This is a genomic window from Kribbella sp. DT2, from assembly GCF_049844575.1.
GTDB lineage: Bacteria > Actinomycetota > Actinomycetes > Propionibacteriales > Kribbellaceae > Kribbella.
In genome coordinates, this window is the sequence record NZ_JBNCLH010000001.1 from 1,128,131 (window position 1) to 1,148,423 (window position 20,293).

The following is a 20,293-nucleotide window of genomic DNA, read 5'->3' on the forward strand; positions in this document are numbered from 1 at the left end:
GTAGAGTCACCAGGCATGAGGACCGCGATGGTGGTGGGGGCAGGGATCGGAGGAGTGTCGGCGGCGGTCGGCCTGGAACGCGCCGGCTGGCAGGTGACCGTGCTGGAGCGCGCGCCCGAGCTGGGCGAGGTCGGCGCGGGGATCTCGGTCTGGCCGTCGGCCGTGAAGGCGCTCGGCGAGCTCGGCGTCACCGGGGTGGAGAAGGCGGCCGCGGTGTCCGCGCCGGCGGGGATGCGGCGGCCCGACGGGCGCTGGGTGGTGAAGGCGTCGGCATTGGGCGTCGAGGCGCCGGTGATGATCCGTCGCGCGCAGCTGCACGACCTGATCACGAGCCGGTTCGGGCCGGGGGTGACTGTGCGGACCGGCGTGACGGTCGACGGGTTCAAGGATGGCGCGGTGCTGGCGGGTGGGGAGGAGCTGCGCGCGGATCTCGTGGTCGCGGCGGACGGGCTGCGGAGCGTCGTACGGAGTGCTTTGTATCCGGCGTACGGCGGGCCGGAGTACTCCGGTTATGCGGCCTACAGAGGGATCGCCGACGTCGAGCTGGATGACGGCGGCGGGGAGACGTGGGGGCGGGGCAGGCGGTTCGGCTTCGCTCGGCTGATCGACGGGCGGTACTACTGGTACGCGACCGAGAATCGTCCGGCGGGAGTGCTGAACGCGGAGGTGTGGACGGGTTTCGGTGAGTGGCACGAGCCGATCCCGCAGTTGCTGAAGGCCACGGAAACCGTGCTGCAGAACGACATCTACGACCTGACGCTGCCGCTGGTCCCGTTCGTACACGGCAATGTCGTGCTGCTGGGTGATGCCGCGCACGCGATGACTCCGAACCTGGGCAGGGGAGCTTGTGCGGCCATAGAAGATGCAGCCGCATTGCCGAAACACCTGGGCAACTTGGCGGGGTACGACAAAGAGCGACGGCCGGCGGCCACGAAGCTCGTCCGGACCTCGCGGGCGATCGGCCGCGTCGGTCAGATCGACAGCCGCGTGCTCTGCGGCGTACGGGACGGCGCGTTCACCGTCGGTGGCAAGGTGGCCGGGGTGCTGGGGCGGAAGCGGGAGATGGGAGAATCCCGTAGGTGACCACTCTTCCGCAGGCCGTTCAGATTCCCGGTGCCAAGCACCTGCACTCGGGCAAGGTGCGCGATCTGTACGAGCTCGGCTCCGGCGACCTGCTGATGGTCGCGAGCGACCGGATGAGCGCGTTCGACTGGATCCTCGAGACGCCGATCCCGGACAAGGGCAAGGTGCTCACCGCGATGAGCCTGTGGTGGTTCGAGCAGCTCGACGTGCCGAACCACATCATCTCGACCGACGTCCCGGCCGAGGTCGCCGGCCGCGCGGTGGTCTGCGAGAAGCTCGAGATCTTCCAGGTCGAGTGCATCGCCCGCGGGTACCTGAGCGGCACCGGACTGCTCGACTACAACGCCACCGGCGAGGTCTGCGGCATCCCGCTGCGCGCGGGCCTGGTCGAGGGCTCCCGGCTGGACGAGCCGATCTTCACCCCGGCGACCAAGGCCCAGCTCGGCGAGCACGACGAGAACGTCTCGTACGACGCGGTGGTGGCGACCGTCGGCGCGGACATCGCCGGCCGCCTGCGCGACCTGACGATGGAGCTCTACGCGCGGGCGCACGCGATGGCCGAGCAGCACGGCATCATCCTGGCCGACACCAAGTTCGAGTTCGGCGCCCGCGCGGACGGCACGATCGTGCTCGCCGACGAGGTGCTGACGCCCGACTCGAGCCGCTTCTGGCCGGTCGCCGAGTGGGCGCCGGGCAAGCCGCAGCCGTCGTACGACAAGCAGATCGTGCGCGACTGGCTGCAGTTCGAGTCCGGCTGGGACCGGAAGTCGGGCGAGGCGCCGCCGCCGCTGTCCGACGAGGTCGTCGAGCGCACGCGTTCGGCGTACATCGATGCCTACGAGCGGCTGACCGGGCGCACCTTCAGCGTCTGAGCGTCAGAACAGGCCGACGCCGAGAGCCAGCGTCACGAACCGCGCCAGCCGCCCGGCCAGCACCGACAGGCTGAAGGTGACCACACCCATGCGGCTGGCGCCCGCGATCAACGCCACGCCGTACAGCGGCGGGATCCCGACCGATGCGCTCAGCAACGTCACCGGCACTCCCCACCGCCGATCGCTCAACGCATCCAGCAACCGCTTGCTGAGCTCCCGGTTCCACTGCCGGAGCCGCCCCCACCGGGTGCCCAGATCGAGCGGCTTCGGCTCCTTGGACTTCTTCCCGGCGTACCCCGGCCGGTACCGCACCGCCAGAAACATCACGATCTTCCCGATCGTCTGCCCGACCGACACCCCCACCGCCGCCACCACCGGATCGAGCGCCCCGGAGACCCCGACCCCCAGCACGTACGCCTCAGCGTTCAGCACCGGAACGACCGCCGACCCGATCCCGAACCCGACCGCCAGCACCAACTGCCACACCCACATGCACCTGAGGCTAAGCGCTACCACCCGACCGATCACGGCCCCCTGCTCCACTCCAGGGAAGACCCAGGGGCCTCCTCTGGTGGGGCCCCTGCTTCCTTGACACCGGCCGCTGCCGTCGCGGAGCCGGTGCGGTCAGGCCGACCGCAGGTTCTGCGGGTCGATCGCTTCGCGGACCTGACCACGCAGCAGGGCCGCTGCTCCGGTCGCGACCGCCCAGGTCAGTGCGCTCCCGACCAGGACCACGATCACGAACCACAGCAGAGCGGTGCCGTCCCTGCCCGGCGACTCGTGCAGCACGGTGAGGAGGTAGCCGATCGCCAGGCCGACCCCGATGGCAGGCGGCGCGATCGCGGTCAGTTGGAGCTGGACCGATCGCCGGAGATGGGCCTCGCCCATGCCGAAGATGCTCAGGCAGGCAAGATTCCGCCGCTGGTCGAGCAGGTCGTCGGCGGTCCCGGCCAGCAAGGAGGCGCCGGCGGCCAGTCCGACCGCCAGGGAGGCGGCAGCGGCCAGGCCGAATCCGGTGGAGTGGAAGGTCATTGAGCCTCCCCAGGTGCCCTCGTGCTCGGAGTACCGGACCCACAGCGTGAACATCGAGGCGGCGCAGAGCCCGACCACGGCACCGCAGAGCACCAGCAGGGTGATCGAGCGGCCGGCTGCTCGCGTGGTCCGGATCAGCCGGCCGCCCGCGATCACCTTGATCGGGTCCCCCGACCGGCTGAGCCGCCGGCCCTGGCTGTAGGCCAGCAGCGGAGCCAGCGCGATCGTGGCGATCAGGACACCTGCGGCCGGGACGAACAGGATGCCCGCACCGACGATCATCGAGCCGGTCATCAGGGCCTTCGTGCCGGCCAGGGCGATCAGTACGCCGGCAACGCCGCAGATGATCCTGGTCCGGAACCGGACCGGCTTGTTCTCGGGGGCCGCCGCAGGATCCGTCACCAGTCCACGCCGCAGCCACGCGCCCACAGCCGCGGTCGCGGCGCCGAGCACCAGCGCGAAGACCGGCCAATAGAGCACGTCCCACCCATCCGGGCGAGGAAGGATCCTGGCCACTCGCGGGAGCGCCTGGACGAGGAACGCGAGCGCGAAGTAGACGGGACCGGCGAGGACTCCGCCGGCCAGCCCGGCCAGTGCTCCTTCGACGGCGCCGAGCCCTCGGACCTGGCCTGGGGTCGCACCCGCCAGGCGGAACGCGGCCAGCCTGCGGTCGCGGGCCGCCGTACCGAGTTTGAGGGCCTGGTAGGCCAGGGCGAAGGCCGTCGCCGCCAGAAAGACCGTGGCCAGGGTCACCCCGCCGCGGAGGCCGTCCTCCTGAAGGTAGTTGCTGTAGGCGTCAGCCGACCCGTCGGAGTAGTAGGCCCCGTCCAGTTCTTCGATGCCGGAGGACAGCCGGGTGATCCGCAGTCCTGCCAGCAGGAACGCGCCGGCCACGGCGACCCCGAGCACCAGCAGTTGCAGGCGGCGCCGATCGGTGACGGACCGGGGAAGCGCCAGCGTGACCAAGGTGCGGAGATTCATGACAGCGCCACCTCGTGCTGGACCAGGCCGTCGCGCAAGCGGACCTCGCGATCGGCGTGCGCGGCGACCAGGTTGTCGTGGGTGACGACGACCAGGGCGGTGTCCCCGGTTCTCGCCGCCTCGAGCAGCAGATCGAGGACCTGCTCACCGGCGCTGCTGTCCAAGCTCCCGGTTGGTTCGTCCGCGAGCACGACCGCCGGGCCCGTGACGAGTGCCCTGGCGACCGCGGCCCGCTGGTTCTGCCCGCCGGACAGCTCAGCCGGTACGGCGTACGCGTCGTCGGCCACTCCGACTCGCTCCAGCCAGCCGAGAGCCGCTCGGCGTGACGCCGCCCGGTCGTGGCCTTCGAGGAGCAGCGGCAGCGCCACGTTGTCGACCAGGGACAGGTCAGGGACCAGTTGGCCGAACTGCATCACCACTCCGAGCTTGGTACGCCGCAGCCGGGTGCGGTCGGCCTCAGACAGCTCCGACAGGTCCTGCCCGGCCAGTTTCACCGTGCCCGCCTGCGGCCGCAGGATGCCGGCCGCGCAGTGGAGCAAGGTCGACTTGCCGCAACCGCTCGGGCCGGTGACGGCCAGGACTTCGCCCGGACGCACCTGCAGCGAGACACCCCGCAGAGCGATGTCGCGGCGGTACGCGTACTCCACTCGGAGGACTTCCAGGACCAGGTCGGTCATCGGGTGCTCTCCTTCTGAGCGGTGATTCGATCAAGAGCGGTGTCCAGCCAGCGGAGATCGGCGTCCAGGTGCAGCGCCATGTAGTCGCGCGCGAGCCGGCCGGACGGATCCTCGCCGCGGTCGGAGGCCTTCAGCTCACGGATCCGGCGCAGGTGGCTGGACCGCTGGCGGGCCAGGAACGCGGTCGCGTCCTCGCCGGTCCGGATCGTCGCGACCACCTTGCGAACCAGCTCGTCGACCGCGCCCAGCGCGGGCTGGATCGGCTCGGCCAGCCACTCGGCCAGATGCTGCCGCCCCTTCGCGGTCAGCGCGTAGACGGTCCGCTCGGGACCGCCTTCGGAGCCCCGGTCGACGATCTCGACGAGCTCGTCACGCTCCAGCCGGGCCAGCGTCGAGTACACCTGCCCGAACGCCAGCGGCTTGCTGTCGGGGAACCATGCGTCGTGACCGCGTTTCACGTCGTACCCGTGCGCCGGGCCGCCGTGCAGCAGTCCCAGAACCAGCTCTGCGGTTGCCATGGGAGGACTATACACACGGAGTATGTACTGAGTGAATAGTCGCCGATGCGCGGACCTTGCGAGCCGGTCGGTAGGATTCGCCTGTCACCCCGGATCGAAACCAGGAGTAGTCAGTGGCTCGCGTTGTCGTCGATGTCATGCTCAAGCCCGAGATCCTCGACCCGCAGGGCAAGGCGGTGCACGGTGCGTTCGGCCGGCTCGGCTTCGACGGCGTGGCCGACGTCCGCCAGGGCAAGCGCTTCGAGATCACCCTGGACGGTGAGGCGACCGAGGAGCAGGTCGCCGAGATCCGTAAGGCCGCGGACACGCTGCTGGCCAACCCGGTGATCGAGGACTACACGCTGCACGTCGAGGCCGACCGGTGAAGATCGGGGTCGTCACCTTCCCGGGCTCGCTGGACGACGTCGACGCCCGCCGCGCGGCCGCGGTGGCCGGCGCCGAGGCGGTCGCGCTGTGGCACGGCGACGCCGACCTGCACGGGGTCGACGCGGTCGTCCTGCCGGGCGGCTTCTCGTACGGCGACTACCTGCGCGCCGGTGCGATCTCCCGGTTCGCGCCGGTGATGGGCACGATCATCAAGAAGGCCGGCGAGGGGATGCCGGTGCTCGGCATCTGCAACGGCTTCCAGGTGCTCTGCGAGTCGCACCTGCTGCCGGGCGCGCTGATCAAGAACCACCACCGCAAGTTCGTCTGCAAGGACCAGGGGCTGCGGATCGAGAACAACCGCACCGCGTGGACCAGCGACTACGACGCGAACCACGAGATCACCATCGTGCTGAAGAACCAGGACGGCTCCTTCGTCGCCGACGAGCCCACGCTGGACCGGCTCGAGGGCGAAGGCCGCGTCGTCGCCCGCTACCTGGGCAACCCGAACGGCTCGTACCGCGACATCGCCGGCATCACCAACGAGCGCGGCAACGTGGTCGGCCTGATGCCGCACCCCGAGCACTGCGTCGAGACCCTGACCGGCCCGAGCACCGACGGCCTGGGCTTCTTCACCTCGGTCCTGAAAGCCGTCGTCGCTTCCTGATGAACCTTCCGGGGATGCGTCGGCTGCTGGCCCGCACCCTCATCCCGATCGCCACCGTCGCCGCAGCCGCCGTCCCAGCGGTCGCCGTGCCCGCGCCCGCCGCGCCGGCGCCCGCCGCGCCGGCGCCCGCCGGGGCGAATGCGCCCGGGGTGAACGTGCCTGGGGCGAATGCGCCCGGGGTACACGTGCCTGGGGTAAACGGGCCCACGGCCGCCGTCCCCACGGCCGCGCCGCCAGCGCCCGCCGGGGCGAATGCGCCCGGGGTGAACGTGCCTGGGATAGACGGGCCCACGGCCGCCGTCCCCACGGCCCCGACGCCAGCCGCGCCCGCCGGAGGCGATGGCGCTCCGGGCGCTGCCGCTCTTCCCCCCTCCGCGCTTCCCGCGCCGCAGGCGCGGGAAGCGCTCTCGGCGAAGGTCGTCGTCATCGGCGTACCCGGGCTGACCTGGTTCGACGTGCAGAGCTCGCCGGAGCTGAGTGCTCTGGTGAACCAGTCGAACGTCGGGTCGATCACCGTGAAGACCGCTGGCCCGCACACCTGTCCCGTGGACGGGTGGCTCACGCTCGGTGCCGGGACGCGTGCGTGGGGCAGCGTTTCCGACCAGCCGTGTGGCGAGCTGCCGGCTGTTGCCGGCGGCAAGGTTCAGGACTGGCAGACGTACGTCGACCGCCAGGCCGAGCACCACACCGGCGCCCCCTTGGGCCGTCTCGCCGAGAGCCGCGCGAACGTCTGTGGCTTCGGCCCGGGCGCCGCGGTCGCACTGGCGAAGACCGACGGCAGCGTCTCCCATTGGCAGCCCACCTTCGACGCCGCCAAGCTCTCCACCTGCGGTGACGCGATCGTCGACGCCGGAGCGATGCCGATCCGCGAAGGCCGCAAGGAGTTCCGGGCGGAGGTCGCCGCGCTCGTCACCCAGGCCCGCGCGGCCGGCGGCTGGGTGATCCTGGCCGGCATCAGCCAGGAGATCCAGTGGGCGCACCAGGAGACGCTCCCGGTGCTGCAGCTGCCACCGGACGACGGCGCGCGCTGGCTGACCAGCGACTCGACCCGCCGCGCCGGCCTGATCCAGCTGACCGATCTGACCGCGACGATCCTGCGCGGTGAGGCCAAGCCGATCGACCCGGCCGGCGAGGCCGAGCCCGGCCCGCTCGACGGCAACGAGATCCGCGTCGACGGCGACGTCCACACCGACGCCGCCGCGGTGATCGACGAGCGGATGGACACCAACGAGCGCTTCGACCAGCCCCGCCCGATGCTCGTCGCGGTCTCGATGACGATCCTCGTCGCCGAACTGATCGCCCTGGCCTGGTTCTGGTTCACCCGCAGCAAGCGCTCCCGCAGCGCGTTCACGTTCATGCTGCTGACCCAGGGCGGCTTCTTCATCGCCGTCTTCCTGTCGACCGCGACCTTCTGGTGGCGCTGGCCGTCCCCCGGCCTTTCCCTGTACGCCGTGGTGCTCGCGATCAGCGCCGGGTTCGCCGTGGTCACGAAGGCCCTGCTCGGCAGGTACGCGTACGTCGGGATCGCGCTGGCGGCGTACCTGATCCTGCTCGTGGACGGCGTGCTGGGGACGCCGCTGCAGTTCGGCAGCATGTTCACCGACGGTCCGGTGATCGGCGGGCGGTTCTACGGCTTCGGCAACTCGACGTTCGCGACGCTGGCAGTCGCCGCGCTCGTGGTCGCGGGGGTGGTCGCGCAGAAGCTGGTCGACCGCAGCCGCGTCCAGGCCGCGCTCGCCGTGCTGGTGATCGGCGGCGCCGCGATCGTCGTCGACGGCCGGCCCGGCTGGGGCACGGACTTCGGCGGCATCGTCGCGCTGACCCCGGCTGTCCTGCTGATGGCTTGGCTGACCTGGCGTGGCGGAATCTCGCTGCGCGCTCTGATCGGCATCGGCGTGGCCGGCGTACTGGCTGTGTCCGCGGTCGCCTACCTGGACTACCTGCGACCGCCGGACGAGCGCAGCCACTTCGGGGCGTTCGTGGCCCGGCTGCTCGACGGCGACGTCGCCGATGTCCTGATCCGCAAGCTGGAGATGGCCGTCGCGTTCTTCTCCGGCCCGGCCGGCTGGGCGATGCTGGTCGCGGTGATCCTCGCGATGCTCGCGACCGTCCTGCCCGACCGGGTGCCCTCCACGCCGTACCGGGACTTCTACACCAGCAGGACGATGGTCCGGCCCACCTTGCTCGCGCTGTCGACCTGTGGTCTGGTCGGCATGCTGCTGAACGACGCGGGCGTCGCCCTGCCCGCGATCATGACCGGCTTCGCTGCCCCGCTGCTGGTGGCCCACCTGGTCGCCACGCCGAAGCCAGCTACCGTTTCTCCCGAGTCCCACCTAGTTCAGGAGCACTAATCGTGTCCACCGACACCGTCAGCAACGCGAGCAGTACGCCGGACGTCGAGCAGCCGTGGGCGGAGCTCGGCCTCAAGCCGGACGAGTACCAGCGGATCCGGGACATCCTCGACCGGCGGCCGACCAGCTGCGAGCTGGCGATGTACTCGGTGATGTGGAGCGAGCACTGCTCGTACAAGTCGTCGAAGGTGCACCTGAAGAAGTTCGGCGACATCCCGCAGGAGACCCCGGCGGGCAAGATGCTCGCGGGCATCGGCGAGAACGCCGGCGTGATCGACATCGGCGAGGGCTACGCGGTCACCTTCAAGGTCGAGTCGCACAACCACCCGTCGTACGTCGAGCCCTACCAGGGCGCGGCGACCGGCGTCGGCGGCATCGTCCGCGACATCCTCGCGATGGGCGCCCGTCCGGTCGCGGTGATGGACCCGCTGCGCTTCGGCCCGCTGGACGCGCCGGACACCAAGCGCGTGCTGCCCGGCATCGTCTCCGGCGTCGGCGGCTACGGCAACAGCCTCGGCCTGCCGAACATCGGCGGCGAGGTCGTCTTCGACTCGACGTACCTGGGCAACCCGCTGGTCAACGCGCTCTGCGTCGGCGTGATGAGGCACGAGGACCTGCACCTGGCCAACGCGACCGGCGTCGGCAACCAGATCATCCTGTACGGCGCCAAGACCGGCGGCGACGGCATCGGCGGCGTCTCGGTGCTCGCGTCGGAGACCTTCGCCGACGGCGGTCCGACCAAGCGCCCCGCGGTCCAGGTCGGCGACCCGTTCATGGAGAAGCTGCTGATCGAGTGCACGCTCGAGCTGTTCGCGGCCCGGATCGTCGAGGGCATCCAGGACCTCGGCGGCGCGGGTCTGTCGTGCGCGACGTCGGAGCTGGCCAGCGCGGGCGACGGTGGCATGCACGTCTCGCTCGACAAGGTGCCGCTGCGCGACGCCTCGCTCGCTCCGGAAGAGATTCTGATGAGCGAGTCGCAGGAGCGGATGATGGCGGTCGTCACGCCGGCGAACGTCGAGCAGTTCCTGAAGATCTGCGAGAAGTGGGACGTCCAGGCCGACGTGATCGGTGAGGTCACCGACACCGGCCTGCTGCAGATCGACTGGCACGGCGAGCGCGTGGTCGACGTACCGCCGCGCACCGTCGCACACGACGGACCGGTCTACGAGCGGCCCTTCGCCCGCCCCGACTGGCAGGACGACCTGCAGGCCGACGGCGCCGAGAAGTTGCCGCGAGCAACCACTGGTGAGGAGCTGCGGGACACGCTGCTCCAGTTGGTTGCCTCGCCCAACCTGTGTGACAAGTCCTGGGTCACCGACCAGTACGACCGGTACGTGCTCGGCAACTCGGTGCTCGCGCAGCCCGAGGACAGCGGCATGATCCGCGTCGACGAGACCAGCGGGCTGGGTGTCGCGGTCTCCACCGACTGCAACGGCCGCTTCGCCAAGCTCGACCCGTACACGGGCGCGAAGCTGGCCCTGGCCGAGTCGTACCGCAACGTCGCCACCACCGGCGCCCGCCCGGCCGCCGTGACCGACTGCTTGAACTTCGGCTCGCCGGAGGACCCGGGCGTGATGTGGCAGTTCTCCGAAGCCATCCGCGGCCTCGTCGACGGCTGCATCGAGCTGGGCATCCCGGTCACCGGCGGCAACGTGTCGTTCTACAACCAGACCGGCGAGACCCCGATCCTGCCGACGCCGGTGGTCGGCGTACTCGGTGTCATCGACGACGTCACGCGCCGTACGCCGATCGGCTTCACCGCCGAGATGGAGGGCCACCAGCTCTACCTGCTCGGCGAGACCGAGGAGGAGCTGTCCGGCTCCGAGTGGGCGAACGTCGTCCACGGCCACCTCGGCGGCCGCCCCCCGGCCGTCGACCTGGCCGTCGAGCAGCAGCTCGCCGACATCCTGATCAACGCGTCGCGCGACGGCCTGATCGACGCCGCGCACGACGTCAGCGACGGTGGCGTCGCCCAGACTCTCGTCGAGTCCGCCCTCCGCGGCGGCGTCGGCGCCCGGGTCTGGGCACCGGACGGCCTCGACCCGTTCCTGTTCCTCTTCGCCGAGTCCTCCGGCCGCGTGGTCGTCGCCGTCCCTCGGACGGAGGAAGTCCGCTTCACCGACATGTGCACCGCCCGCCGCTTCCCGCACACCAAGATCGGCGTCATTACCGGCGACACCCTGGACGTCCAGGACCAGTTCGAGATCGCCCTGACCGACCTGCACGCCGCCTGGACCGCGACGCTCCCGGCCGCACTGGGCTGACCGACCGGGGCCGGACCGGCAGCGGTCCGGCCCCCACCGGTAGCCTCCGCCGCATGCGTGAACTCGAGTGGGACGGCGCTCTCAACGCCCGGGACCTGGGCGGCCTCCCAGCCGCCGGCGGCACGATCCAGTACGGCCGCGTCTACCGCTCGGCCCATCCCGACGCCCTGACCGACCAGGGCCGCGACGCCCTGCTCGCTGCCGGGATCACCACGATCATCGATCTCCGGAACGCCGACGAACGTCTCGCCGTACAGGCCATCGACGGCATCACCACCCACCACCAGCCCGTCGAGGACCAGACCGACGAGCCTTTCATGGCCGAGTGGGGCGAGCGCCTCAACACCCCCGCGTACTACGCCGCCGCCCTTCACCGCTGGCCCGGCCAGATCACCACTGTCTTCGCCCGCATCGCCGACGCCCCACCCGGCGGCATCCTCATCCACTGCCGCGCCGGCTGCGACCGCACCGGCATGATCACCGCCATGCTGCTGACCGTCGCCGGTACGCCGGTCGCCGACATCCTCGACGACTACGAACTGGCCCTCCTCACGTACGCCGAATCCGCCGATGACCGCCCTCCCGCGGGCCAGACCCTCGACCAGCACTGCGCCCAGGCCTGCGCCGACCTGATCGGCTTCCTGGCCTCGGTCGACGTCCCCGGCTACCTCACCTCCAGCGGCCTCACCTTCGACCAACTCGACCGCCTCCGGGCCCGCCTGCTGACCTGACGCAGCGAGTCGAGAAGGCCACCCTCTGTCCCCAGCCTCGGCTAGTCTTCCGGGACAAGCTGCTGAGGGCATGGAGGCACATTGTCCCGTCGACGTCGGGTCTGGCGCTGGTTCGGCCGTTCCGTCGCCGCCCTCCTGATCGCCGGCCTCGCGGCCTACTTGTACGCCGTCGGCTTGGACGCCGCCGACAAACTGGGCAGCGCCCTGAGCCTGGTCGTCGCCCTGGCCGCCCTGCTGGCCTCGACCTTCTCCCGCTCCAACCAGCCCGCCGTCACCCAGTCCGCGGACCCGCCGCCGATCGCCGCATCACCGGAGTCCCCGTTCCGCTCCGCGTACCTCGAGTACGTGAAACAGATCGCCCCCGTCGAGCTCCTGGACCGCGAGCCCGAGCTCGCCGCCATGGCAGCCTTCTGCGCCGACGACGATTCCTTCTACTGGCGCTGGGTTGCCGACGCCTGGTCGGGCAAGTCGGCGCTGATGGCGTGGTTCGTCCTGCACCCGCCGATGGACGTCGACGTCGTCGCGTTCTTCGTCAACAGCCGCGTCAACCCGCACTACAACCGCGACGCCTTCATCGACTGTGTTCTCGAGCAGTTTGCTGGGCTGGTAGGCGAGGTCCCGGCCTCGCCCATGATCACCGCCGTCACCCGTGCCGCTCAGCTCCGCAGGATGCTCGCCGACGCCGCTGAATCTGCCGCTGCCCGGGGTCGCCACCTGGTCCTTGTCGTCGACGGCCTCGACGAAGACCGCGTGGTGACCCCGACGCAGGAGCTCTACAGCATCGCTGCCATGCTCCCCGACCGACCGCTCCGAGGCCTGAAGGTCATCGCCGCAGGCCGCCCCAACCCACCCCTGCCTGTTGACGTTCCCGCTGACCATCCCCTGCGTGATCCGCAGGTGCAACGGACCCTCGGGCCTTCAGCGCACGCGAAGGCCAGCCAACAGGCAGCCACTCTCGAGCTCAGGAGCCTTCTCCAGCAGGACTTTCCCCGCGAGCTCCTGCTGCTCGTCACCGCCGCGGGCGGAGGACTAACTGCTCAGGACCTGGCCGCCCTGACGGCCCGTCACCTCTACGAGGTCGAGGAAGTCCTCTCCGTCAGCACAGGCCGCACGTTCTTGAGCTTCCCCCCTGTCTGGGGCCGAGCCGGCCCGCACAGCTACGGCCTGGCTCACGAAGAACTGCGCGTCGCGACCCTCCGGAGCCTCGGCTCCGCTGTCGGCGAAAGTTGCGCCAGGCTGTCCGCGTGGGCCGACACCTACCAGTCGAGGGGCTGGCCGGGCGACACCCCCGAGTACCTCCTCCGCGGCTACCTGGGCATGCTGCTCGACGCCGGTGACGTCGCTCGCGCACTGCCGCTGGCCGTCGACAAAGCCCGCCACGACCGAATGCTGAACATCACCGGCGCTGACGATGCGGCCTTCCTGGAGACCGCCGCCGTCCGGGCCGTGGTGGTTGCAGAACCTGAACCGGATCTCGCGGTGCTGGCTCTTCTCGCGTTTCACTGCGATGAACTGCAGCAACACGCTGCACTGGTACCGGTCGATCTTCCTGCGGCCCTGGCTTTGCTCGGCGACCTCGACCGAGCTTTCATGCTGGCTCGGAGCATGGAACCGCTGTCCAGAGGTCTGGCGATGCCGATCTTGTTCGAGCTCGCGGCGGAACGAGGTGAGATCGACCGGCTGGAGGCTGCCGCGCTAGAAGCTTCCTCTCTCGATGAACGAGCCTGTGCACTTGCCGCCCTGCTCACCGCCGCGGAGGCAGAAGGCCGACAGTTGATGATCGACGACCAGATCGAGATGGTTCTGACTGCGCGGGAGTCAGCCGTGACCCAGAGCTCGCTCTCGGTACTGGCGATGGCCCTCGCCAGGACAGGGCGGGAAGCCGGGGCCGACAGAGCTGTCCGGCGACTACCGGCAGACTCCGCACGGAGGGTACGAGCGCTGACGCAGTTGCTCGTCCTGGCAGTTCAACAGCAGCGCCCCCAACGCATCGTCGAGCTCGAGACGGAGGTGCTCGCTGGAATCAGCTGTCCACCCTCCGAATCGGTGGCGGGACGAGTGCGAGTTCTTCGCCCGTTCAGTTCCGGGAGCCACCGACGTCCGCACAGGCTCGATCCTCGATCAAGTGGAGCGCGGGATCGGGGCACTGCGAGAACCGTACGGCAGGGCGCGAGCGGTCGCCTGTGCCGCGCTGCTGAGTTTCAAGCTGAGGGATCCCGCGCGGACCGACAGGCTTGCAGAACGCGCCGAGCAGTCCGCAGAGACCCTGTCGGATCCTGTCGAGCGACGATCCGTTGTCGAGGACGTCGCTGTGGTGCTGGGTTACCTGGGGCAGGAGGACCGAGCCCGTGCCTTGCTCGACCGCCACCTTCACCTGTCCGAGGAGGCTCAGAACGCAACAGTGGACGGCGTCATGGCGAGGGTTGCGCTCGGCCTGGTCGTCGAGGGACTCGAGGATCGCGCCGAGGTGGTGACAGCCGGAATCCAGGACTCCAGCCGTCTTAAGTACTTCCCGTTCTGGGCGGTCAGAGACCTTTGCGTGGCGAGAGTAACGGAAGCGAGCCTTTGGGTACCGCGGATCGAAGACCCGGAATCGCGGCTCGCGGGCTGGCAGATGGTCGCCTCCGCCGCCGCCGAGGACCGCTTGGTCGAACTCGTCAACTTCGCGATCGACGCCGCTCTACCCCTCGTCCGCAGTCTCTCTGAGGGCATCTCGGACGGAGCGCCGGCCGGGCGGCCCACGATCTTGCACGAGATCCGCGGCGCGCTCGCGGCGTTCGCGGCCTGCGCCGCCATGGTGGGGCTGAACGAGCGTGCGATGACACTGGTGGAGGAACTGGAGGAACGGATCCTCCGCGACCCGGCAGACAAGCAGACCATGTACGCCCTCAGCGCTCTCGCGCGATCGCTACTGAAGATCGGCGAACGCGAAAGGGCTGCTCGGGTGAACGCCCGGATCGGCGATCGACTCCTCGAGTCCTCCCTCGATCGTGCCGAAGATGTGGATGACTACCTCACGCTGCGCGCCCAGCAGTGGTCCCGGATCGCAGCCGAGCTGGAGCCGTTGGTCGCCCAGGTTCGGAACGGCGAGATCGACCAGGTCGGCAGCAGGATCTGGGAGGAGTGCCGGCCGATCCTCGTCCTGCCCGACGTCTATCTCGAGGATCCAAGGCTGGTGGCGTTGGCGGCTGTCGGCGCGGCCGGAAACTGGGCGATGGTCATGGGCCCGCTGACGGCTGTCAGCGATTCAGACCGGAGGAACGGCCTGCTGGTCCAACTCGGAACGACTGCCGCCCGCGCGGGCGACCATCGGGGCGCGGCCATGATCGCGGACCATGTCGAGGCTTGGTGCCAGCGCGTCGAACTGGGAACGGCCAGGGCCGAGGCGCTGATCGCCGCCGGTCTGGCAGCAGATGCGATCCCCGTGCTCGCCGAGGCCGAGGATCTCGCCATCACGCAACCTGCGTCAGTGACACGGGATCGGCAACTCGCCGAGCTCCAGCCACTGTTCATCGCGGTGAACCAGATCGACCGAGCCGACAGTTTGACCGACGAGATCAAGCTGGAGCATCTGCGCGAGTCAGGAATCGTTCGGGTTGCGGCGGCGCTCGCACTGGCCGGGCATCGAGAGCGTGCTGACGCCGTCATCGGCCGCTCCGTCGAAACCCGAAAGGTACCGGCACTGAGGGACAGGACAGCAGAGCAAGTCGCTCGAACAGGCGACTACCGGCTGGCCGATGCCATGGTGCGGCAGGTCGATGCAGATGGATCCGGGGTTGGAGCCGGACTGCTGGCGGTCATCGAAGTTGCTGCTGCAGCTGGTGATCTGGACTACGGTCAGGCGGCTCTGGAGTGGTTTGGTGCCGATAGGGATCGCCTGCTGGTCCGAAAGCCTGCCTTGGGCGTGAGCGCATGGTCGGCGCTTGCAGCCGCCGCCTACGAGTTTGGTGATGCGCGGGCGGACAGGTGGACGGAACGGGCGGCTACGTTCGTCAACACCGCATATCTCGGATCCGAGAACGGGTTGGCCGTCATCGCCGACGCCGTCCCGCCCGAGCAGGCCCGTAGGCTTCTGGTTCGGTCGCTGGACCTACGTCCGTGGGATCCGACGCTGACCGTGATGGCCAAGTTGGACCCGGAGGCGCTGATCAGGTTCGCCGACGCCGTCGTGGAGAGAACGCCTCCGGTCGCGGAATCGCCTGACCACGGGTCTGGCACACTCGGAAGACGCGAGGGGGGAATGGGGAATGGCTGACAAGGAGTGGGAGCGGCGGCCTGAGGTTCGGCGGGGGCAGCTGGGGGAGTGGGCCGGGATGGCGGCGGCCGCGGGGCAGGAGGCCCGGGTGGCGGCGGCTCGGCGGCGGGTGGCTTCGGTGCGGTTGACCGATGAGGAGCGGCGGGTCGGGTTCGACGAGTTGGCTGAGCAGTTCGCGGTGGGGCGGCTTGATGAGGACGAGCTGCATCGGCGGGTGGAGCTGGTGCAGGAAGCGGTGACTCATCGGGATCTGCAGGTGGCGTTTGCCGGGTTGCCGGTGCCGTCGCTTTACGTGCCGCAGGCGAAGCAGCCGGGGCGGTGGCGGTGGGCGGCGTTCGTGGGGGCGGTGTGGTTGGCGCTGCCGTTCTTCCTGACCGGGCTGGTGTTTCTCGTGTTCGGGAAGGAGATCGCGGCGGCGATCTTCGGGTTGCCGGCGATCGCTTGGGTGCTGGTGACCTGGCGGTGGGCGTCGGCGCCGAAACGCCAAGCCCGCCGCCGCTGACCGGAGGGGGTCAGCGACGGCGGGAGCGGGGGTTACTTGGTCTTGGCGACTTCCAGCTGGACCTGACCGGCGACGTACGACGTGGCGTCGTGCACGAACCAGGTGTCCGGCGGGGTGTCGATCGGACCGGTCTCGGGGCGGCTGCCGGCGGCGTGGTAGCTCTCGATGGTGAGGTCGCGGGCGGCGAGGATCGGCTTGACCTGGGCGATCGTCAGGCCGCGGAACTTCACCCCGGCCAGCACCTCGCCGGGATCGTCGATCTTGCTGCTCAGGTGGTGGTACATCTCACCCTTCTTCGCGGCGCGGCCGAACTCGATCTCGGCCCAGCCGTCCAGGTCCTTCGGGACCTCGACGCCCTCCTGGCACCCGGGGTCGGAGGCGTCCAGCGTGCCGGAGCACTTCTCACCAGGGGCGAGCAGCCGGAGCCGCTCGGACCCGTTGACAGGCACCTTGTAGCCGGCGAACTTGCCGATGCCGTTCGCGCTGATCGGCACGGCCTTGACCTTCACCTTCAGACCCATCGCCTTGAACTCCGCGTTCAGGCGCTTCGGGTCGGCGTTCGGGTCGACGACCCGGACGATGACCGAGTTGCTGCCGCTGTCGGTGAACGACAGCGCCTGCGGCTGGTCCTGACCAGGACTCTGTACGACGGTCGCCGCGACGATGCCGGCGATCAGCAGGCTGAAGGCACCGGCGAGGGCGAGGCGCGGCCGGGTCGCGCCGGCCGACCAGTTGGTACGGCGTACCGGAGTCTTCGTGGCGACCGGCGCCTCGACCGGCCCGGTGGCAACGTCGTCGGCGAGACGGGACCAGGTGCCGTCCTCGACCGAGGTGGTGGTGTTGGGCTTGAGGGCGCGGACGGCCGCGTCGACGTCAGATGTCTTCATGGGAAACCTCTCCTCTCACCGTGACCGGTGGGCGGGTGGTGAGCAGTTTGGCGAAGCGTTTGCGGGCCCGGTGCAGGCGGATCCGGACCGCGTTGCGGGAGCAGCGGAGCACGGTCGCGATCTGAGCCGTGTCCAGGTCCTCCCAGGCGACCAGCGTGAGCAGCTCACGGTCGGCCTCGGGCAGGGCCCGGAAAGCCTGTGCCGTGGCCGAGTCGCTGTCGAGGGGCTCCGGGCTGGGTGTCGTCGTCTCGACCAGCTCGTCGCGGAGCCGGTCGGCCAGCGCGTTGCGCCGGCCCTCGCCCCGCCGGTGGTTGGCCAGTACGCGCCGTGCGACGCCGTACAGCCAGGGCTTGGTCTGGTCCCCGGCGGGCACCTCGTCGAGGCGGCGCCAGGCCACCACGAACGTGTCGGCGAGCAGGTCGGCGGCGTCGTGGCTGGAGCCGGTCCGGCGGAGCAGGTAGCCGAGCACCGCCTCCCGATGGGTGTCGAACACCTCCTCGAACCGCTCCCGGCGGTGGCTGGGCCCCGGCGGGTCGTGCACTGCCGCCTCGCTCACTGGCCCGGGGTGGGGCCTGATCGGTGTCTGCGTCATACCCCGTACATGTCCGGCACCTTTCGGGCTATTTCACCTCGGGAAAGTGCCGGCGGTCCCCGAAAGGTGTGAGTTGATGAGCACTTGGGGTAGGACTGAGATGTCTCACGTTGTCAGCCCGGCGAAAGGTGAGCTCGTGCCCGACCTTCCCCCCTGCCACGCGCGGCGGCCACTACGTGCCGAACCGGGCGCCGCTGCGGCCGGTGCCGTTCCAGAAGCTCCCGCCGGGCGCGATCCAGCCCAGCGGCTGGCTCGCGCAGCAGCTCGACCTCCAGGTCAAGGGCCTCTGCGGCCGGTACGACGAGATCTCCGACTTCCTGGTGTACGAGACCAACGGCTGGGTGGACCCGGCCCAGGGAGCCTGGGAGGAGCTGCCGTACTGGCTGCGCGGCTTCGGCGACCTCGGGTACGTCACCGGCGACACCGGCGTCCTGACCCGGACCGAGCGGTGGATCAACGGGATCCTCGGGACCCAGGCGGCCGACGGGTGGTTCGGCCCGGAGCGGCTACGGACCTCGCTCGAGGGCGGCCCGGACTTCTGGCCGGGGATGCCGCTGCTGGGCGCGCTCCGGTCGTGGTTCGAGTTCACCGGGGACGAGCGGGTGGTCCCGTTCATGAGCAGGTACCTGGCGTTCCAGAACACGCAGCCGCCCGAGGTGTTCAACCGGTCCTGGGGTGCGTTCCGCTGGGGCGACAACATCGACAGCGCGTACTGGCTCTACAACCGGACCGGCGACGAGTGGCTGCTCGACCTGGTCCACAAGATGCACGCCGGCTCGGCCGACTACGTCAGCGGTATCCCGAACTGGCACAACGTCAACCTCGCGCAGGGGTTCCGCGAACCACTCCAGTACGGGCTGCTGGCAACGGATCCGAAGTACGCCGCGGCGACGTACCGGAACTACGCGATGATCATGGAGCTCTACGGGCAGTTCCCCGGTGGTGGGTTCGCCGGCGACGAGAACTCGCGACCGGGCTTCGGCGACCCGCGGCAGGGGTTCGAGACGTGTGGGATCGCCGAGCTGATGCACAGCTTCGAGATGCTCACCCGTTTCACCGGGGACACCGTCTGGACCGACCGGTGCGAGGAGCTCGCGTTCAACGCGCTGCCGGCGTCGTACGATCCGTTGCAGCAGGTCATGCACTACATCACCTGCGCGAACAGTGTGCAGCTCGACGACCGGGCCAAGCACGGGCAGTTCGAGAACCCGTTCGCGATGCAGGCCTTCAAGTACGGCGTACGCCAGTACCGGTGCTGCCCGCACAACTACGGGATGGCCTGGCCGTACTACGCGCAGGAGCTCTGGCTGGCCACGACGGACAACGGGCTGGCCGCGTCGATGTTTGCCGCGAGCAAGGTCACCGCGAAGGTCGGGGACGGGACGGTGGTGACCGTTGTCCAGGACACCGATTATCCCTTCGACGAGACCGTGACGCTGACCGTGCAGACTACTTCGGCGGTCCAGTTTCCCTTGTACGTAAGGATTCCGGGATGGGCGGAAGGGGCCGAGGTCAACGGTCAACGGGCCGAGGGCAACTGGGTCAGGCTCGACCGGATCTGGCAGGACGGCGACCAGGTCACGCTGACGCTGCCGATGCGGATCAGCACGCGGGTCTGGACGGACAACCAGAACTCCGTCTCGGTCGACCGTGGCCCGCTGACCTACTCGCTCGCGATCGCCGAACGCTACGAGCGGATCGGCGGCACCGACGAGTGGCCCGAGCTCGCGGTCTACCCCGAGTCGCCGTGGAACTACGGGCTGCCGGTCGATCCGACGTTCGAGGTCGTACGGCGTGAGGCCGGTCAGGACCCGTTCACGCAGGACGGCGTACCGGTCGCGCTCACGACGACGGGACAGCGGATCCCGCAGTGGGAGACCGACACCGAGGACGTCGTCGGCCTGCTGCAGCCGAGCCCGGCGCGGACGGCCGAGCCGGTCGAGCAGATCGCGCTGATCCCGATGGGGGCGGCGCGGCTGCGGGTCACGTCGTTCCCGCAGGTCGATGCTGACGGCAAGGAATGGGTCTACCGGACCCGGATCACCGCGTCGCACGTCAACGACGGCGACTCGCTCGAGGCTCCCGACAAGCGGCGCCCTCCGTCGTCGTCCGACCCCCGCTTCACCTGGTGGGACCGGCGCGGAACCATCGAGTGGATCCAGTACGACCTGCGCACACCGCGCGACCTGTCGACGGCCTCCGTCTACTGGTACGACGACACCGGCTCCGGCGAGTGCCGGGTCCCGGCGTCCTGGCGAGTCCTCTGGCTCGACGGTGACGCCTGGCGCCCGATCGAGACGACGTACGAGGTAGTCCCCGACCGCCTCAACACCGCGACGTTCCCGCCGGTCCACGCCCAGGTCGTCCGCGTCGAGGCAACCCTCCAGCCGACCTTCTCAGCAGGCATCCTGTCGCTAGCATTCAGCTGAGCCCTGGGGGATGGGATGCCGGCCGACGTCCTGACGGCCCACATCGTGCGCCTCCATCGCATCGCCATGGTCGTCGGCGGCATCCTCCT

General features: G+C 69.8%; 17 protein-coding genes. 11 read left to right on the plus strand and 6 right to left on the minus strand.

Annotation, left to right across the window (positions count from 1 at the left end; genetic code table 11):
• Positions 1–15 precede the first annotated feature (15 nt).
• Positions 16–1,083 carry an FAD-dependent monooxygenase gene (locus ACLQ2O_RS05375; protein WP_425827786.1) on the plus strand — a complete coding sequence of 356 codons (1,068 nt, stop codon included), beginning with the start codon at positions 16–18 and terminating at the stop codon, positions 1,081–1,083.
• A complete protein-coding gene (locus ACLQ2O_RS05380; protein ID WP_425827788.1) occupies positions 1,080–1,955 on the plus strand; it encodes a phosphoribosylaminoimidazolesuccinocarboxamide synthase in 876 nt (291 codons plus the stop codon). The genes ACLQ2O_RS05375 and ACLQ2O_RS05380 overlap by 4 nt, the downstream gene beginning before the upstream one ends.
• Before the next feature lie 3 nt (positions 1,956–1,958).
• Here the strand turns inward: ACLQ2O_RS05380 and ACLQ2O_RS05385 are convergent, their stop codons facing one another.
• The 4 genes from ACLQ2O_RS05385 to ACLQ2O_RS05400 all read right to left on the minus strand — a co-directional run bounded on the left by ACLQ2O_RS05385 (position 1,959) and on the right by ACLQ2O_RS05400 (position 5,163).
• Positions 1,959–2,447, minus strand: a complete 489-nt coding sequence (locus ACLQ2O_RS05385) for a hypothetical protein (protein ID WP_425827790.1) — start codon at positions 2,445–2,447, stop codon at positions 1,959–1,961.
• Positions 2,448–2,579: 132 nt separating this feature from the next.
• Positions 2,580–3,968 (minus strand): FtsX-like permease family protein, encoded by a 1,389-nt coding sequence (locus tag ACLQ2O_RS05390; RefSeq protein ID WP_425827792.1) that lies wholly within the window; start codon positions 3,966–3,968, stop codon positions 2,580–2,582.
• Positions 3,965–4,645 carry an ABC transporter ATP-binding protein gene (locus tag ACLQ2O_RS05395; RefSeq protein WP_425827794.1) on the minus strand — a complete coding sequence of 227 codons (681 nt, stop codon included), beginning with the start codon at positions 4,643–4,645 and terminating at the stop codon, positions 3,965–3,967. Before ACLQ2O_RS05395 ends, ACLQ2O_RS05390 begins: the two co-directional genes overlap by 4 nt.
• Positions 4,642–5,163, minus strand: coding sequence for a PadR family transcriptional regulator (locus ACLQ2O_RS05400; protein WP_425827796.1), 522 nt, complete (start codon positions 5,161–5,163; stop codon positions 4,642–4,644). The genes ACLQ2O_RS05395 and ACLQ2O_RS05400 overlap by 4 nt, the downstream gene beginning before the upstream one ends.
• A gap of 113 nt (positions 5,164–5,276) precedes the next feature.
• On the opposite strand from ACLQ2O_RS05400, the gene purS reads away from it, so the two are divergent.
• The 8 genes from purS to ACLQ2O_RS05440 all read left to right on the plus strand — a co-directional run bounded on the left by purS (position 5,277) and on the right by ACLQ2O_RS05440 (position 16,296).
• Positions 5,277–5,528, plus strand: a complete 252-nt coding sequence (purS, locus tag ACLQ2O_RS05405; protein WP_425827798.1) for a phosphoribosylformylglycinamidine synthase subunit PurS — start codon at positions 5,277–5,279, stop codon at positions 5,526–5,528.
• Positions 5,525–6,193, plus strand: coding sequence for a phosphoribosylformylglycinamidine synthase subunit PurQ (purQ, locus tag ACLQ2O_RS05410; RefSeq protein WP_425827800.1), 669 nt, complete (start codon positions 5,525–5,527; stop codon positions 6,191–6,193). The genes purS and purQ overlap by 4 nt, the downstream gene beginning before the upstream one ends.
• A gap of 269 nt (positions 6,194–6,462) precedes the next feature.
• Positions 6,463–8,544: a hypothetical protein gene (locus tag ACLQ2O_RS05415; protein WP_425827802.1), complete on the plus strand. Its 2,082-nt coding sequence runs from the start codon at positions 6,463–6,465 to the stop codon at positions 8,542–8,544.
• A gap of 2 nt (positions 8,545–8,546) precedes the next feature.
• Positions 8,547–10,808, plus strand: coding sequence for a phosphoribosylformylglycinamidine synthase subunit PurL (gene purL, locus ACLQ2O_RS05420; protein WP_425827804.1), 2,262 nt, complete (start codon positions 8,547–8,549; stop codon positions 10,806–10,808).
• Between the two features lie 53 nt (positions 10,809–10,861).
• Entirely contained in the window at positions 10,862–11,539 is a 678-nt protein-coding gene (locus ACLQ2O_RS05425) for a tyrosine-protein phosphatase (protein ID WP_425827806.1), read from the plus strand.
• A 174-nt stretch (positions 11,540–11,713) separates the two neighbouring features.
• Positions 11,714–14,044, plus strand: coding sequence for a hypothetical protein (locus tag ACLQ2O_RS05430; protein ID WP_425827808.1), 2,331 nt, complete (start codon positions 11,714–11,716; stop codon positions 14,042–14,044).
• Positions 13,941–15,794 (plus strand): hypothetical protein, encoded by a 1,854-nt coding sequence (locus ACLQ2O_RS05435; protein ID WP_425827810.1) that lies wholly within the window; start codon positions 13,941–13,943, stop codon positions 15,792–15,794. Before ACLQ2O_RS05430 ends, ACLQ2O_RS05435 begins: the two co-directional genes overlap by 104 nt.
• Entirely contained in the window at positions 15,787–16,296 is a 510-nt protein-coding gene (locus tag ACLQ2O_RS05440) for a DUF1707 SHOCT-like domain-containing protein (protein ID WP_425827812.1), read from the plus strand. Before ACLQ2O_RS05435 ends, ACLQ2O_RS05440 begins: the two co-directional genes overlap by 8 nt.
• A gap of 32 nt (positions 16,297–16,328) precedes the next feature.
• Here the strand turns inward: ACLQ2O_RS05440 and ACLQ2O_RS05445 are convergent, their stop codons facing one another.
• On the minus strand, positions 16,329–17,183 hold the full coding sequence (locus tag ACLQ2O_RS05445; protein WP_425827814.1) for a hypothetical protein: 855 nt from the start codon (positions 17,181–17,183) through the stop codon (positions 16,329–16,331).
• Positions 17,170–17,739 carry an RNA polymerase sigma factor gene (locus ACLQ2O_RS05450; protein WP_425827816.1) on the minus strand — a complete coding sequence of 190 codons (570 nt, stop codon included), beginning with the start codon at positions 17,737–17,739 and terminating at the stop codon, positions 17,170–17,172. Before ACLQ2O_RS05450 ends, ACLQ2O_RS05445 begins: the two co-directional genes overlap by 14 nt.
• 212 nt (positions 17,740–17,951) lie before the next feature.
• Here ACLQ2O_RS05450 and ACLQ2O_RS05455 point away from each other — a divergent pair, with 212 nt between their 5' ends.
• Positions 17,952–20,204 carry a beta-L-arabinofuranosidase domain-containing protein gene (locus ACLQ2O_RS05455; protein ID WP_425827818.1) on the plus strand — a complete coding sequence of 751 codons (2,253 nt, stop codon included), beginning with the start codon at positions 17,952–17,954 and terminating at the stop codon, positions 20,202–20,204.
• The last annotated feature ends 89 nt before the right edge of the window (positions 20,205–20,293 follow it).

What these genes read in the sequence shown, in the direction of transcription:
- ACLQ2O_RS05390 (WP_425827792.1), bottom strand. Translation starts at nt 3,968, where the DNA reads ATGAATCTCCGCACCTTGGTCACGCTGGCGCTTCCCCGGTCCGTCACC.
- ACLQ2O_RS05395 (WP_425827794.1), bottom strand. Translation starts at nt 4,645, where the DNA reads ATGACCGACCTGGTCCTGGAAGTCCTCCGAGTGGAGTACGCGTACCGC.
- ACLQ2O_RS05375 (WP_425827786.1), top strand. Translation starts at nt 16, where the DNA reads ATGAGGACCGCGATGGTGGTGGGGGCAGGGATCGGAGGAGTGTCGGCG.
- ACLQ2O_RS05445 (WP_425827814.1), bottom strand. Translation starts at nt 17,183, where the DNA reads ATGAAGACATCTGACGTCGACGCGGCCGTCCGCGCCCTCAAGCCCAAC.
- ACLQ2O_RS05425 (WP_425827806.1), top strand. Translation starts at nt 10,862, where the DNA reads ATGCGTGAACTCGAGTGGGACGGCGCTCTCAACGCCCGGGACCTGGGC.
- ACLQ2O_RS05440 (WP_425827812.1), top strand. Translation starts at nt 15,787, where the DNA reads ATGGCTGACAAGGAGTGGGAGCGGCGGCCTGAGGTTCGGCGGGGGCAG.
- ACLQ2O_RS05385 (WP_425827790.1), bottom strand. Translation starts at nt 2,447, where the DNA reads ATGTGGGTGTGGCAGTTGGTGCTGGCGGTCGGGTTCGGGATCGGGTCG.
- ACLQ2O_RS05400 (WP_425827796.1), bottom strand. Translation starts at nt 5,163, where the DNA reads ATGGCAACCGCAGAGCTGGTTCTGGGACTGCTGCACGGCGGCCCGGCG.